Origin of the sequence: Streptomyces sp. TG1A-8 (assembly GCF_030499535.1) — a bacterium.
Taxonomy (GTDB): Bacteria; Actinomycetota; Actinomycetes; order Streptomycetales; family Streptomycetaceae; genus Streptomyces.
The window spans coordinates 1,964,520-1,979,049 of the sequence record NZ_JASTLB010000001.1; the positions used below are offsets into that span (position 1 = coordinate 1,964,520).

Sequence of the window (14,530 nt, forward strand, 5' to 3'; positions counted from 1 at the left end):
CTCAAAAACGGTCGAACATGAATAAAAGTGATCGCCGCCGTGTCGGCCGGGCGACCGCTGAGCGCGACGGTCCGCCGTACCGTCGGACCCCGTCGGAGCTCACCCTCCGACGGTGGCGGCGCCGCCGGCTCCCGGGCCCCGCGCCGCCACCGCGGGAGCCCCGGCACCAGGGCACACCGGCGACCGCACCGCCCCGGACGCGGTCAGTGCTCCCGCGGGGCGGGGACCACGCGCTCCGCCTCGGGGTGGACGGTGAGCAGCTGCCGCATGGCCGCCTCCGCCGCCGTGCCGTCGCCGGTGCCCAGCGCGTCGACGATCCGCGCGTGCTGCGCGAGGGATGCCTCGCTCGGCCGGTCACAGCCCGTGACCGGACCGCCGGAGACCTGGAGTGCGGAGGAGACGATCCCGAACAGGTGCTCCAGCATCCGGTTGCCCGCGAGCTGGATGAGCAGTGAGTGGAACTCGCTGTCGGCGCGCGCGAAGGTCAGCGCGTCGCCCTGGGCGACGGAGTGGCTCATGATCTCGACCATGTCGGAGATGCGCTGCTGCACCTCCTCGCGCCCGTGTCCGGCGGCGAGGCGGGCGGCGAGCGGCTCGATCGTCCAGCGCAGCTCGCTCAGCTCCCGGCGCTGGTCGTCGCGTTGCGGGCCGAAGGCCCGCCACTCGATGATGTCCGGGTCCAGGAGGTTCCAGTCACTGACGGGACGCACGCGCGTGCCGACATTGGGACGGGCGCTGACGAGCCCCTTGGCCTCCAGGACCCGGAGGGACTCCCGGACGACGGTGCGGGAGACCTCGAAGCGCTGGCCGATCTCCTCCGGCACGAGGGGGCGGTCCGCCCCCAGGTCGCCCGATACGATCATCTGACCGAGCTGCTGGACGAGTTGGCCGTGCAGTCCGCGTCCGCGGCTGCCTCCGGCACGTCGGCCCACGCGGCCCAGCTCGGGCTCCGCCCCCTCCCAGGCGGGCGTTCCGGCACGGTCGGTCGCCGGGCCGTCGGCGTAGGGGTGGCGGTCGAGTCCGCCCGGGCCGGCCAGACCGGAGTCTGCGGAGCGGGCGGCGGTCATCATGGTGTGCGCAAGGGTACTCACGGATCCTTTGTCGGCGTTGCTTCCAACTCCCTTGAGGTCTTTGGTGAAAAGCACACGAAAGGGTGATCGCTCACCTCGTCGCAATTGACGCCTTATCGGAAAGAAATGGGCGTTTCCTGGGGAGTTGTGCACACAGGGGGACCACAAGCGTGCGGGCGGTCGTCATCGAGCCCTGGTGCGCAGTGCCGTGAACACATACGCGCACAGCAGTGCGGTCAACGACAACGCCATTGCCACGCCGAGGGGTTGGGCGACGATCCGGATCAGGGCGATCAGGTAGCGCTCTCCCCCGAAGGACCACTGCAGCAGCAACAGCTGCCGCATGCGCAGCGGGAGGCCGGCCGCCATGGGCACGGCCGGGCCGCGCAACGCCTCGTGCACGAGCGGGACGATCACGACGGGCACGGCGAGGACGGTGGCGAGCCCCGCCGTGGTGGACCGGAACACCCCGGCCGCCAGGACGCCGACCCAGGCGCAGGCGACCACCAGTCCGAACCAGCTCGCGGTCAGGGCGAGCCAGTCCCCGGGAACCTGCGTCAGCTCCCGCCCGTAAACGAGGTAGAGCACTTCGGCGTCGCAGCCCACGGTGAGGAAGGCCAGCGTCACGGCAGTGACTGCGGCGACGAGGAGTTTGGCGGTGAGCAACCCCAGCCGGCGGGGCACGGTGCCGCCGTCCGCCGCCAGCGCGGGATGGCGGAACTCGTCCCCGAAGGCGAGCGCGCCGAGCAGCCCGGCCGCGAGCGCCGCGGGCGGCAGGGGCACCTGGCGCGGCCAGGCGGCGAACAGCCGCGCCTGCGGAGTGTGACCGAGCCGGGCCAGGAGGACGGCGGTGAGGGCGGACACCATCAGCGCGGCCCCGCAGGTGAGGAAACCGGTGGCGATTCCGGTGGCGCGCCTGAGTTCGTAGCGCAGGGGGCGGAGGGGACGGGGGGCGGGGCGGACGGAGATGGGGGGCGGGAGGGGGGACAGGAGGTCGAGGACGGGCACTTCGCCGGTGCGCGGCGGGTCGCCGGCCCGCGACCGGCCGGCGTCGGCAGCGCGCACGCCCGGGCTGCGGGCTCCGGGGACGGACGTTCCGGATGCCGGCGCGTCGACGGCGGTGCCCGTGGCGGGAGGCGGGGGGACGGCGGTCCCGGCCGTCGTGGCGGACGCGTCGGACGTCGTGCCGGCCACCGTCGCCCCGGCGCCGGGAGCGATGGCACCGCAGACGTCCTCCGACCCGGCCGCGGAGGCGGGGCCGGGTGCCGCTGTCCCGCCGGTCGGGACATCGGCGGTGGTCTCGGGCCGACCCTGCACGGCAGGGGAGCGCGGTGCTTCCCGGGGCCTTTCCCCCTGCGCAGTCGGCTCGGCACCGGGGCCGCGCCGCTCCGTCCGGCCCGACTCCCTCCCCTGCCCCTGCTCAACAGGTGTCCAGCCGAGCACGGTCTCCGTCCGGCACGCCGAGCGCACGGCTGCCGCCTGCTCGCGCCCAGTACCCTGTTCCGACGTCGCGGAGCCCGCCCCGGCCCGCACCCGCCAGTCCGGAGCGGGGACGGAGGTGACGTGCACCCACCTGTCCGGCACGGAGTCGGGCACGGCCCGCTCCCCGGCCGGCACGGCCCGCTCCCGACCGATCGCCGGCGCCCGGCCGGCCGGACCGGCTCCGCCCCCGGGTGCCGCCCCCGCGCCCGGCCCAGTGTCCCCCACCTCGTCGGCGAGTTGGTGGACGAGGATGCCGTGCCGGAAGGCGACCTCGCCGATCTCGGCGGTCGTGCTCCCGTACACCGACAGGCGGTTGCCGCCCTCCGGTACGACCTCCACGGAGCGCCGGGCGGTGCGGGCCTCCTTGGTGAGCAGGGCCGCGAGACGGGCGGCGTGGGGGCTGCGGACGGCCACACGCGGACGCAGCCGCGTGCGGGCGAACTCCCCGGCCTCCTGGTCGGCGACGAGCCGGCCGCCGTCGAGGGTGACGACCCGATCGGCCGCGCGGGCGGCCTCCTTGGGGTCGGCCGTGGTGTAGAGCACCGTGCCGCCCTGGGAGGCGTGTGCCCGCAGCATGCCGTGCAGCCAGCGCTCCTCCCGGACGGAGAGACCGTCGGTCGGTTCGTCCAGGACGAGCGTGTGCGGGTCGGGCAGCAGTGCGCAGGCCAGTCCCAGCCGGCGGTCCATGCCGCGTGACAGCGTGTCCAGGCGTTCCTCGCGCAGGCTGACGAGGCCGGTCACTTCGAGGACCTCGTCCGCGCGCCGGACGGGGACTCCCGCCGCCGCGCACAGCATGCGCAGGTGGCCGCGGACCGAGCGGGCCGGGTGCCCGGGTACGTCACCGAGGAGGGTTCCGACCTCCCGTGACGGATGGGCGATCCGGTGCAGGGGGCGGCCTCTGAAGTAGGTGATGCCGCGCCCCGGCCGGAGTTCGAGCATCAGCCCGAGCACCGTCGTCTTGCCCGCGCCCGTCACTCCGAGGAGCGCGGTGACATGGCCGGTCCGCGCCGCGAAGGAGACGTCGTCGACGGCGGGCGGGCGCGCCTTGCGGGTGTTGCTGGTCAGTCCGAAGGCCTCGATCACCTGCAGCAAGATAGCGCGCGATGTCGCCTTTCTTCGGGTATAAGCCGTTTCGCCTCTCCGGTGGTGCACCGGTCCGGCCGCTCCCCGTCCTCCATTCGACGCAGGGGGACCGGCGGACCGGGCCTCGGCACGGGCCCGCACCAGGACCTCGCAGCCCGGATCGCGCGTCAGACCTCGGGCCGGAGCATCGGGGGGTTGAGCAGAGTGGCGCCGCCGGCCCGGAAGAGCTGGGCGGGCCTGCCCCCCTGACGGGTGGTGGTACCGCCCGCCGGGACGAGGAACCCGGGCGTGCCGGTCACCTTGCGGTGGAAGTTGCGCGGGTCGAGGGCCACACCCCACACCGCCTCGTAGACCCGGCGCAACTCCCCGACGGTGAACTCGGGCGGGCAGAACGCGGTGGCCAGGGACGAGTACTCGATCTTGGAACGGGCTCGTTCGACGCCGTCGGCGAGGATCCGGGAGTGGTCGAAGGCGAGGGGCGCCACAGGTTCACCGTCACGGCCGCAACCGCCCTGTTGGAGCAGTTCCTCGACAGGTGCCCAGCGTGCGTTGCTCGCGTCGCCGCCCGCCCGGGGGGCGGGCAGGTCGGGGGCGAGCGCGAGGTGCGCGACACTGACGACCCGCATCCGCGGGTCCCGCTCCGGGTCGCCGTAGGTGGCGAGCTGTTCCAGGTGCGCGCCGTTGCCCTGGGCCGGGGCGGACGGGTCGTGCGCGCACAGTCCGGTCTCCTCGGCCAGCTCTCGAGCCGCCGCCTGGGAGAGGTCCTCGTCGGCCCGCACGAAGCCGCCGGGCAGCGCCCAGCGTCCCTGGAACGGCGGCTCGCCCCTGCGGACCGCCAGCGCGCACAGGGAGTGACGGCGCACGGTCAGCACGACCAGGTCCACGGTGACGGCGAAAGGCGGAAAGGCTGACGGGTCGTAGGGCATGGGGCGATCATAGTCGTCTCCTTGACGATAAACACTTCCTTCTCCGGTCACACCAGTGGCGGTTCTGCTTCGCCCGGTATGGGGGTGCGGGGCCGCTCGCCCGGCTCGCGCCGTGAGCGGTCATACGAGGTCAGGCAGGGGGTACGGCTTCCGCGCCCCGCGGTCGCCGCCCCTCGCCCCACCCCACCCCACCACCGTTCGACCGTCCTCTTCCACCCTCGTTCATCCGTTCCACCCGGTCTCGCGGCGTCCACCGTCCGCCGTCGTGCTACCGCTCGCAGCGCCGCCCGTACGAGCACGGGTGCCGGTGGGCCCGGCGCTGCCGGGACGTGAAGATCCAGCGGCCGGCGGCAGAGGGTGCGGACCGGCCGGCCGGCGCCGCCCGCCTTCGCCCCGGGACGGACGCGCGCCACCGCCGCCGTCCACCGGCCGCGTCCGGCGGCGGGGGTTCGCGCCCGGGGCCGGCGCGGTACCGCAGCCGTCCGTCCGGCCTCCTGCCGCCGCAGCGGCTACGGCCGAGGGTCCGGGCGCGGTGGTTTCCGAGGCCCCTTCCGAAACGGCTTCGGCTGCCGTTTCCGCTCCGTCAGCACCGTCCGGCCGCGCCCGCCCATCGCGTTCGGCGCGCAGGCACCTGCGGATCGACTCGGGGTCGAGTCCCTCGTTGCAGGCCTGGTGCAGCAGCCGGGCGAAGAGGTAGTCGGGGTCGGCGCCGAGCGCCATCGCCAGGGCTTCCCGGGCCTCCAGTTCGTCGCCGGTCGACCAGGCGACCCAGCCCGCCAGCGTCAGCGGGGCGGCGGCGTGTTCTCCGTACGGTCCGACGCAGCGGCGGGCCAGCGCGCGCCACAGCCGCAGGGCCGGACCCGCTTCGTCGCCCTCCATCCACGCGGCTGCCCGGTCGCGCGTCGTGCGGTCCTGGAGTCCGAGGACGAGCGCCGCCGCCTCGTCGTGCGTGAGCAGGCCGTCGTCGCGGACGTCCGCCGGGTGCGCGCCGGACACCGGTGGGGCGGCGGCGAACCGGTGCATGATCCGCTCGGCGAGGTCGAGGGTCTCCTCCGCCACCGCCGCGCGGGCCGTGTCGTCCAGGAGGCGGGGCACCAGGGACGCGCCTGCCGCGTCCAGCGCGATCTCCTGCTCCAGGGCGGCGGTCGTCTCCCGGGGCAGCAGCCTGGCCCGCAGCTCACGCAGTGTGCCGCGCACCTGGATGCCCGCGTAGGTGGCCGCGGCGGCCAGGACCGAGGTGCCGGGCAGGCCCATCGGCGATCCGTCCTCGGGGCAGCACCCCTCGGTCGGACAGCAGTACGACCAGAACCGGCCGTCCGAGATGCACAACGCCTCGACCACCGGCACGTCCAGGGTGCCGCACTGGGTGCGCAACAGGTGGACGAGCGGCTGGAGCCGGTGCCTGACGTCCCGGCCCGTCTCGCCGGGGCCCGGTTCCTGGCAGACGTAGGCGACCATCTGCTCGGGCCGGGTGCCGCGCCGCTCACTGCCGGCCACCAGGCCGTGGGTCAGCTGCCGCGCGGCCGCCTCCCAGTCGTCCTCGCTGGCGGGGATGGCCAGCCGGGCGCGGCCGCCGAACCGGCCGCGGCCCTCCCGGTCGTGGAGGGCGACCAGCACGACGCTGTCCTCGGGGCGGTAGCCGAGCAGGTAGGGCAGGGCGTCGGCCAGTTCGGCCGGGGTGCGCAGGGTCACCTGCGCCTCGTAGGCGGACCCGTGCGGTGATTCACGCCCCGCGGTGTCGCCGTTTTCGATGGGTCCGGTCGTTTCGCCGTGATTCGTCATGTGCAGACGATCTCGCGGATCGCGAGGTTCCGCTTGAGCCTGTGGACAACTCGAATCAGGGACACGACAAGATCGACACCGGCGTCCACGGGGAGCCCCTGTGATCACCGGCCGGCGGCGCCGGACTCGCCCGGTTGTCAGTCCCGTCCTGTTGTATGGGCACATGGAACACACGAGCAACGCGGACCTCCGGGCAGAGGCCGACACCGTCCTCGCCCGGCTCGTCGGGGACGCCACCGGCGCGGCCCGGCTGCGCGAGGACCAGTGGAGGGCGATCGAGGCACTGGTCGCGGACCGGCGCCGGGCCCTGGTCGTGCAGCGCACGGGGTGGGGCAAGTCCGCGGTGTACTTCGTGGCGACCTCACTGCTGCGGGCCGGGGGCAGCGGACCGACCGTGATCGTCTCGCCGCTGCTCGCGCTCATGCGGAACCAGGTCGAGGCCGCGGCCCGTGCCGGTATCCGCGCCCGCACCATCAACTCCTCCAACACCGAGGAGTGGGAGGCCGTCCAGGGCGAGATCGCGGCCGGCGAGGTCGACGTGCTGCTGGTCAGCCCGGAGCGCTTGAACAACCCCGACTTCCGCGACCACGTCCTGCCTCGGCTCTCCTCGGCGACCGGACTGCTCGTCGTGGACGAGGCCCACTGCATCTCGGACTGGGGCCACGACTTCCGCCCGGACTACCGCCGTCTGCGCACCATGCTCGGCGACCTGCCGTCCGGCGTTCCCGTGCTGGCCACCACCGCCACGGCCAACGCCCGCGTCACCGCCGACGTCGCCGAACAACTCGGCACCGGTGGCGCCTCGGACGCCCTCGTGCTGCGCGGCCCGCTGGACCGGGAGAGCCTGAGCCTCGGTGTGCTGCGGCTGCCGGACGCCGCGCACCGGATGGCCTGGCTCGCCGATCACCTCGACGACCTGCCGGGCTCGGGCATCGTCTACACCCTCACCGTGGCGGCCGCCGAGGAGGTCACGGCCTTCCTGCGGCAGCGCGGCCACACCGTCGCCGCCTACACGGGCAAGACGGAGAACGCCGACCGGCAGCAGGCCGAGGACGACCTGCTCGCCAACCGGGTCAAGGCGCTGGTCGCCACCTCGGCGCTCGGCATGGGCTTCGACAAGCCGGACCTCGGCTTCGTGGTGCACCTCGGTTCGCCCTCCTCCCCCATCGCCTACTACCAGCAGGTCGGCCGCGCCGGCCGCGGCGTCGAGCACGCCGAGGTGCTCCTGCTGCCGGGCAGGGAGGACGAGGCGATCTGGGAGTACTTCGCGTCGCTCGCCTTCCCCTCCGAGGAGCTCGTGCGCCGCACCCTGGACGTCCTCGCCCGGGCGGACGGGCCCCTGTCGCTGCCCGCGCTGGAGCCCCTGGTGGAGCTGCGCCGTTCCCGGCTGGAAACCATGCTGAAGGTCCTCGACGTGGACGGCGCGGTGAAGCGGGTCAAGGGAGGCTGGCTCGCGACCGGGCAGCCGTGGTCGTACGACAGCGAGCGGTACGACTGGGTGGCCCGGCAGCGCAGGGCCGAGCAGCAGGCCATGCGCGAGTACGTGTCCACCACCGAGTGCCGGATGGAGTTCCTCCAGCACCGCCTCGACGACGAGGGTGCGAAGCCCTGCGGGCGCTGTGACAACTGCGCGGGGCCCCGCTTCACCGCCGACACGTCCACGGCGGCCCTGGACGCCGCACGGGTCGACCTGGGCCGGGCCGGCGTGGAGGTGGAGCCCCGCCGCATGTGGCCGACCGGTCTCCCGGCCATCGGCATCGAACTCAAGGGACGCATTCCGGCGGGCGAACAAGCCTCGTCCGGCCGGGCTCTGGGCCGCCTGTCGGACATCGGCTGGGGCAACCGGCTGCGACCCCTGTTCGCGCCCCAGGCACCGGACGCGCCCGTGCCGGACGACGTGGCGCGAGCCGTGGTGGACGTGCTGGCCGACTGGGCGAAGGGCCCCGGCGGCTGGGCCTCGGGTGCGCCCGATGCCCCGTCCCGGCCGGTGGGCGTGGTCACCGTCGCCTCGCGCACCAGGCCGGTGCTGATCCGCTCCCTGGGCGCGCGGATCGCCGAGATCGGCCGGCTTCCCCTGCTGGGTTCGGTGGAGTACTCCGCCGACGCGCCCCGGATGCCGCGCAGCAACAGCGCGCAGCGCCTCAAGGCGCTGGACGGAGCCCTGACCGTGCCGCCCGCGCTCGCCGCCGCGCTGGCCGGAACGCCGGGTCCGGTACTGCTCGTGGACGACTTCACGGAGACCGGCTGGACCCTCGCCGTGGCGGCACGTCTGCTCAGGAGGGCCGGGGCCCGCGGGGCGCTGCCCCTGGTCCTGGCCGTACAGGGCTGACCACCCGCCGCGCCCGGCGCACCAACACCGGCCGCGGGGCACCAACGCACCGCGGCCGTTCCGCGGAATCACGGGTGGCTCCTGTGGGTAGGGATATAAGCCACGGACCGCCACACAACAGTCGGCGGTTCCAATTGCTCGTTGCCGCATCCAAGTTCGGCAGGAAGAATTGAGGTCCGCTCCCCGCACGGCTTGCCCATGATCCGGTAGGACTCCGCTGCGGTGCGCGCTCCCCGAATCCGACCTCGCCCGCAGTGTGGGCGCGTAGCCGAAGGGAGGAACGTGACCTTCGGATTCGCCTCGTCCTCGGCGTCGTTGTCGTCCTCCGCGTCCGCCGCTTCCGCCAGTCGCCTGCTCGAGCCCGCGGAGTGGGCCGCCGCCGGCATCCCCCTGCTGCGCAATCCGCGCGAGGTCGTCAGTGGGCTGCACACCCGCCATCGTCCGGGGCCGTCCACCGCAATCGTGGCGGTCCTCGATCCGGACGAGCGGCTGCGCGCGAGTGCCTCGTTCGTCCGCCGTCCCGCGTCGGCCGACGGCTGGATGTTCCGCAACGCGCTGCTCGCGCAGTTGCGCCGGGTCATCCCGCACGACCTGCGCCGTCGCACGCCGGTGCGTACCGCCGTGCTGCTCTACTGCCGTGAGGGCGATGCCCGCTGGACCGAGGAGGACGGCGCCTGGATGTGGGGGCTGCGCGATGCCTGCACCCTGCACGGGCTGCGCTGCGGGGCGTACATCACGCTGACCCGTGACGGCTGGCAGGTGCTCGGCGAGGGACGCGGCGGACGCCGCCCGAACGCCCACTCGGAGCCGGAACCCTTCGCCCTGTCCGAGACCCCGGCCCTGCCCCCGCGCACCGGCGGCCCGGTCTCCGAGGTGCTGCGCCGCGCCGCTGCCCGCTGAAGCGAGGCCCGCACCGGCCTCCGTCGCGAAACGCGCACGGGGCGACGCCGGCCGTCCGCGCGGCAGCCCCGTGCGGAGTCCTGCGCCGCCCCGCGACCCGGCCACGACGGCACCGCGGTGACGCGGGCGCCTCCGCTGCGGCGGCGGACGGTGCCTCCCGCCCCGGGACCCGTCCCGCGCGCCCGTACGACGCGCTGCACGGGTCCCGGGGCGGACCCGGCCCGCGGTCGGTCCGCCCCGATGCCCGCGATGCGGACCGACCGCGGGCGGGACGGCCGCCACCGGTCGTCCGGCCGTGGTGAAGGCCGCACCGCGCCGATGCCCAGGCGGGGCGCTCCCCGCGTCGCCCCGTGCGCGCAGGCGACGCGGGTGGTTTCAGACGCCCGTGCCCAGCACCGCGTTGGTCTGCTGCGGGTCGCCGCAGACGATCAGCAGGGCACCGGCCCGGGCGCGGGCCAGCGGCAGGGCGGTGGCGGCAGCGGAGGCGGGGCCCCCGTTGACGGCCACGACGACCACCGGACGGGTCGCGGCACGGGAGAGGGCGGCGGCGTCCGCGTAGAAGACGTCGTCACCGGTGTCGTGCTGCGCCCAGTAGGAGGCTTCGCCGAAGGACAGCTCGTGTTCGGCCCACGGGTGCTGGGCACCGGTGGTGACCACCAGCACGTCCCCGGGGGCGCGGCCCGAGTCCAGGAGCAGGTCCACGGCCTCCTCGGCGGCGTCGAGCGCACCCTCGGCCGAAGCCGGGACCAGCTGGATCTGGGGGGCCGCCACAGGGACGGCGGGAGCGGCCGGGCCCGCGGGGCCCGGCTTGGCCGGAACCACGTCACGCGGCGTGCGCTGCACCGGCGGCGCGGGCCGCGGGGGGCCGGGTCGACCGGGGCGGGCCGGAGCCGCGGGGCGGGGGCCGGGTACGGGGCGAGGGGTCGGCGCGGTACGGCCACTGGCCGGGGTGGCGCGGGGACCCTGGGCACTCTCGTGAATCTGAGGCTCCTCGGGAATGAGAGGCATGGGTTGATATCTATCAAACATTGGTGCGGTATGGATGGCCGGGCGGCACATCAGTGCGAGCGGAACCGTCAGAAATCGAAGCCGAGCTGGCCCTCGATCCCCGGAACGCCTCCGTCCGCCCAACTGCGGGCCTTCTTGAGGTGCCGCCACTGGGGCAGCGCATCAAGATACGCCCACGACAAGCGGTGGTACGGGGTGGGTCCCCGCTCCTCCAGTGCGGCCTTGTGCACGGGTGACGGATACCCGGCGTTGTCCGCGAATCCGAAGTCTGCATGGTGGTCGCCCAGTTCGGCCATCATTTTGTCGCGCTGAACCTTGGCGATCACCGACGCCGCCGCGACGGCCACGCACGACTGGTCGCCCTTGATCACCGTGCGCACCTTCCACGGGGCACCGAGGTAGTCGTGCTTCCCGTCGAGGATGACGGCTTCGGGGCGGACCGGCAGGGCGTCCAGGGCACGGACCGCGGCGAGCCGCAGCGCGGCCGTCATCCCCAGGGCGTCGATCTCCTCCGGGGAGGCATGGCCCAGGGCGTAGGCCGTCACCCACGACTGCAGGATCACGGCGAGTTCCGTGCGTCGCTTGACGGTCAGCAGTTTGGAGTCGGTCAGGCCCTCGGGCGGCCGGCGCAGTCCGGTGATCGCCGCGCAGACGGTGACGGGACCGGCCCAGGCACCCCGCCCCACCTCATCGACACCGGCTATGACCTTCGCTCCGGTCGTGGCACGCAGAGAGCGCTCGACGGTGTGAGTAGGCGGTTGGTACGGCATGGCGCCCATAGACTACGCCGCCGGACTCCTCCCGCGACACCCCGGTCCCCGGTCCCCGGTCCCGCGGCTGGACCGGGGCGGGGTCGGGGCGATCGGGTTCGGACCGCGCGGGGCCGAAGGCGGGGGACCGAAGGCGGGGGGGCTTCCAGGACGCCGTCCGGGACGTGCGGGAAGGCCAGGGCCCGTCATCGTGGCAGGGGTCGGGTGACCGCTTCCGCCCTCAGGGCGCGCCGGGTACCCAGTCGGGCAGCGCCTCGGTCCGTTCGGCCCATTCGGCGGGCGGGGCGCCCGTCCCGCCGGATGCGAGGACACCGCCCGTGATGGCGCAGGTCGTGTCCACATCGCCACCCGCCTGCGCCGTCGTCCAGAACGCCGTCTCGAAGTCGGTGAGGGACCGGGCCGCGGACCAGAGCGCGAAGGGGACGGTGTCATGGGCGGACGCGCGGCGCCCACAGCCCAGGACCGCGGCGACGGTGGCCGCGTCGCCGTAGTCGAGCATGTCCCGGGCGCGGCGCAGTCCCGCGCCGACGGCGCTCCTGGGTACGAGAGCGATGACACCGTCGAGGAGGGCCTCGGGCCCGGGCGGCCCGTCCGGTGAGGCGGCGAGGGCGGCGGCCGCGGCCACGGCCATGGCCCCCACCACGCCCTCCCGGTGCTGGTGCGTGGGGTAGGCCGAGATCTCGGCCTGATGGGTCGCCTGCTCCGGATCGTCCGCGTACCAGGCGCCCAGCGGTGCGATGCGCATGGCGGCGCCGTTGCCCCAGGATCCCTGGCCCCGGAAGAGCGCGGCGGCCAGTTCACGCCAGTCCCCGCCCTCCCGGACGAGGCACAGCAGCCGGCCCACCGCCGGGCCGTAGCCCCGGCCGAAGTCGTGGTGCTCGGCGAAGGAACGGGCCAGCGCGTCCTGGTCCACGCGGTGGTGGGCGGCCAGGACGGCCACCACGGAGCAGGCCATCTCCGTGTCGTCCGTCCACGGCCAGGGGCCCGCGGGCAGTTCGCGCCGCTTGAGCAGGGGGTGGTGGGCCGGGACGAAGAACTGCGAGCCCAGGGCGTCGCCCACGGCCAGTCCGCGCAGGCTGGCCAGGGCACGGCCCAGGCGGTCGGCGGAAGTCGGGTCGGCGGTCATCGCCCTGCCACTCTATCCGCCGACCCAGTACGGCACCGGGTCCCGCCAGCGGTCGAAGGGCCGGTCGAGCGCGTACTTGCCGTCCTCCCCGAGGACGAGCATCCGCATCTCGGCGTTCCCGGGGTTCGAGAGCGACTCGAACTCCGCCACCGTCCAGTGGAACCAGCGCATGCAGAACAGCCGCATCGCGAGTCCGTGCGTCACCAGGAGCACGTTCGGCGGGTGGTCGGGGGCCTCGAAGCTGCGGAACAGGCTCTCCAGGAAGCCGCCGACCCGGTCGTACACGTCGGCACCGGACTCGCCCTGCGGGAACCGGAAGAAGAAGTGACCGTAGGCGTCCCGGTACGCCTTCTGCACGCGCACGTCGTCGCGGTCCTGCCAGTTGCCCCAGTCCTGCTCCCGCAGCCTGGGCTCCTCCCGCACCCGTATCAGGCCGGGGTCGAGGTGGAAGGCGCGCAGTGTCTCGTGCGTGCGGCGGTACGGGGAGACGTACACGCTCACCTGTTCCCGGCCGAACAGCTCCCGCAGCGTCCTGCCGGTCTCCTCGGCCTGCCGCCGGCCGCGTTCGGTCAGCGCGAGGGCGTGGTCGGGCTCCCGCTCGTACACGGAGTCGTCGACATTGCCCGTTGACTCGCCGTGCCGGACAAGGACGATGCGCCGTGGTCGTGCCATGCCGAAACCCTAGATCGGGTCGGCGGCGGAAGAGCACCCGTGCGGGCTCCATACGGCATATGTCACACCATCACCGCCCTCAGACCGTCCAGGACGGCTCCATGTCCACGATGTCACCCGACAGGGCCGCGATGTCCGCCTCCGTCTGGGCGCGCAGGGCGAGCCGTTCCACGCGCTCGGTGCGGTACTTGCCGTGCTCGGCGGCCGACCGCCACATCGACAGGACCAGGAACTCCTGCTCGGGCGCCTGCCCGAACATGCCCCGGATCATGCCGGGCGAGCCGGCCATCGCGGGATTCCAGACCTTCTCCTGCATGAGGGTGAAGTGTTCGGCGCGTTCCTCGTGCACCCGGCACAGGGCCACGCGGATCAGGTCGGCGTCGGTGAACCGGGGCTCGAAGCCGGTCTTCACGTCGAAGCGGTACTCGAACAGCTTGGCCCGGTGGTCCTTGAAGGTGCCGGACTGGGAGGCGGCCAGACGGTCGTGGGAACGGGCCATGAAGGAGTCGTAGAAGGCGCGGCTCTCCCAGAAGGCGAAGATGTGCGCCACCCCGGGCCGCTGCCGGCTCCAGCCTCCGCCCTGTCCCCGAAACCCCGGCTCCCCCAGAAGCCCCGCCCATTTCCGCTGCCCGCGCTCGAAGCCGCGGCGGTCCACCACGGTGCAGCGAATCCACTTGACCAGCACCGCGCCATCGTAAGGCCACGGGGCGTGGCGCCGGTCACGCTCGGGCGGAGATGGTCCGCGCACGCTCTGCTCACACATGGCACGATGGACAAGCAAACCCGACTGCAAGGGAGTTGGGGAAGAGGGAGCTGCAGGGGGAAGGGTCAGCCTGTGAACGACGTCAGCAAGGGAATCCGCAAGGTCGAGATCGGGCTCCAGTGGGACCCCAGCCCGGCGGGGACGCCGCCGGCCGACCTCGATCTCGTCGCCGCGCCGTACGTGTCGGACGACGCGTACGGAGCTCCCGCCTACCTGGTGCACTTCGACAGCCGTTCCCCGGACGGCACGATCTTCCTGAACCGGGACAGCACGGACGGCCGGGGGTTCGGCTGGGACGAGGTCATGACGCTCGAACTGGAGCGTCTCGCCGACCGGTACGCGCGCGTGGTGGTCGGTGCCGTCATCCAGCAGCGCTCCGGGCACAGGACGTTCGCCCAGGTGCTGAATCCGGCCATGCGCGTTCGTGAGGGTTACACCGTCCTGGCCGAGGACGACTTCGGTTCGGTCCCCGGGGCGACGGCGGCCGCGATCGCCGAGTTCGTGCGGGACGAGTCGGGCAGCTGGACCTTCCATCCCGGTGTGCACGGCTTCGACGAGGACCCCGCGACCTTCACCCGGGTCATGGGCAGGGCGCACCGGTCCTGAGAGAGCGGTGGGG

At 73.8% G+C, this 14,530-nt stretch carries 12 protein-coding genes; 3 read left to right on the forward strand and 9 right to left on the reverse strand.

Going from position 1 to position 14,530, the window contains the following annotated elements:
* Positions 1–203: 203 nt before the first annotated feature.
* The 4 genes from QQY24_RS08085 to QQY24_RS08100 form a co-directional block, all read right to left on the reverse strand.
* Complete coding sequence (locus QQY24_RS08085; RefSeq protein ID WP_301971995.1) at positions 204–1,091, reverse strand: FadR/GntR family transcriptional regulator; 888 nt, start codon at positions 1,089–1,091, stop codon at positions 204–206.
* A 162-nt stretch (positions 1,092–1,253) separates the two neighbouring features.
* The gene (locus QQY24_RS08090; protein ID WP_301971996.1) at positions 1,254–3,635 is read right to left on the reverse strand and encodes an ATP-binding cassette domain-containing protein; all 2,382 of its coding nucleotides are present in this window, start codon (positions 3,633–3,635) and stop codon (positions 1,254–1,256) included.
* A 167-nt stretch (positions 3,636–3,802) separates the two neighbouring features.
* On the reverse strand, positions 3,803–4,561 hold the full coding sequence (locus QQY24_RS08095; RefSeq protein ID WP_301971997.1) for an NUDIX domain-containing protein: 759 nt from the start codon (positions 4,559–4,561) through the stop codon (positions 3,803–3,805).
* Positions 4,562–4,783: 222 nt separating this feature from the next.
* The gene (locus QQY24_RS08100) at positions 4,784–6,343 is read right to left on the reverse strand and encodes a DUF4192 domain-containing protein (RefSeq protein ID WP_301971998.1); all 1,560 of its coding nucleotides are present in this window, start codon (positions 6,341–6,343) and stop codon (positions 4,784–4,786) included.
* 163 nt (positions 6,344–6,506) lie between these two features.
* Here QQY24_RS08100 and QQY24_RS08105 point away from each other — a divergent pair, with 163 nt between their 5' ends.
* Both QQY24_RS08105 and QQY24_RS08110 read left to right on the forward strand, forming a co-directional pair.
* The gene (locus QQY24_RS08105; RefSeq protein ID WP_301971999.1) at positions 6,507–8,672 is read left to right on the forward strand and encodes a RecQ family ATP-dependent DNA helicase; all 2,166 of its coding nucleotides are present in this window, start codon (positions 6,507–6,509) and stop codon (positions 8,670–8,672) included.
* Between the two features lie 282 nt (positions 8,673–8,954).
* Complete coding sequence (locus tag QQY24_RS08110) at positions 8,955–9,572, forward strand: hypothetical protein (RefSeq protein WP_301972000.1); 618 nt, start codon at positions 8,955–8,957, stop codon at positions 9,570–9,572.
* 375 nt (positions 9,573–9,947) lie between these two features.
* Here the strand turns inward: QQY24_RS08110 and QQY24_RS08115 are convergent, their stop codons facing one another.
* From QQY24_RS08115 to QQY24_RS08135, 5 genes are all read right to left on the reverse strand, one after another.
* Positions 9,948–10,580, reverse strand: coding sequence for a hypothetical protein (locus tag QQY24_RS08115; protein ID WP_301972001.1), 633 nt, complete (start codon positions 10,578–10,580; stop codon positions 9,948–9,950).
* A gap of 68 nt (positions 10,581–10,648) precedes the next feature.
* The gene (locus QQY24_RS08120; protein WP_301972002.1) at positions 10,649–11,350 is read right to left on the reverse strand and encodes a ribonuclease HII; all 702 of its coding nucleotides are present in this window, start codon (positions 11,348–11,350) and stop codon (positions 10,649–10,651) included.
* Positions 11,351–11,570: 220 nt separating this feature from the next.
* On the reverse strand, positions 11,571–12,476 hold the full coding sequence (locus QQY24_RS08125) for an ADP-ribosylglycohydrolase family protein (RefSeq protein WP_301972003.1): 906 nt from the start codon (positions 12,474–12,476) through the stop codon (positions 11,571–11,573).
* 12 nt (positions 12,477–12,488) lie between these two features.
* Entirely contained in the window at positions 12,489–13,148 is a 660-nt protein-coding gene (locus QQY24_RS08130) for a histidine phosphatase family protein (RefSeq protein WP_301972004.1), read from the reverse strand.
* 79 nt (positions 13,149–13,227) lie between these two features.
* Complete coding sequence (locus tag QQY24_RS08135; protein ID WP_301972005.1) at positions 13,228–13,833, reverse strand: YdbC family protein; 606 nt, start codon at positions 13,831–13,833, stop codon at positions 13,228–13,230.
* A gap of 150 nt (positions 13,834–13,983) precedes the next feature.
* On the opposite strand from QQY24_RS08135, the gene QQY24_RS08140 reads away from it, so the two are divergent.
* Entirely contained in the window at positions 13,984–14,517 is a 534-nt protein-coding gene (locus QQY24_RS08140) for a TerD family protein (protein ID WP_301972006.1), read from the forward strand.
* The last annotated feature ends 13 nt before the right edge of the window (positions 14,518–14,530 follow it).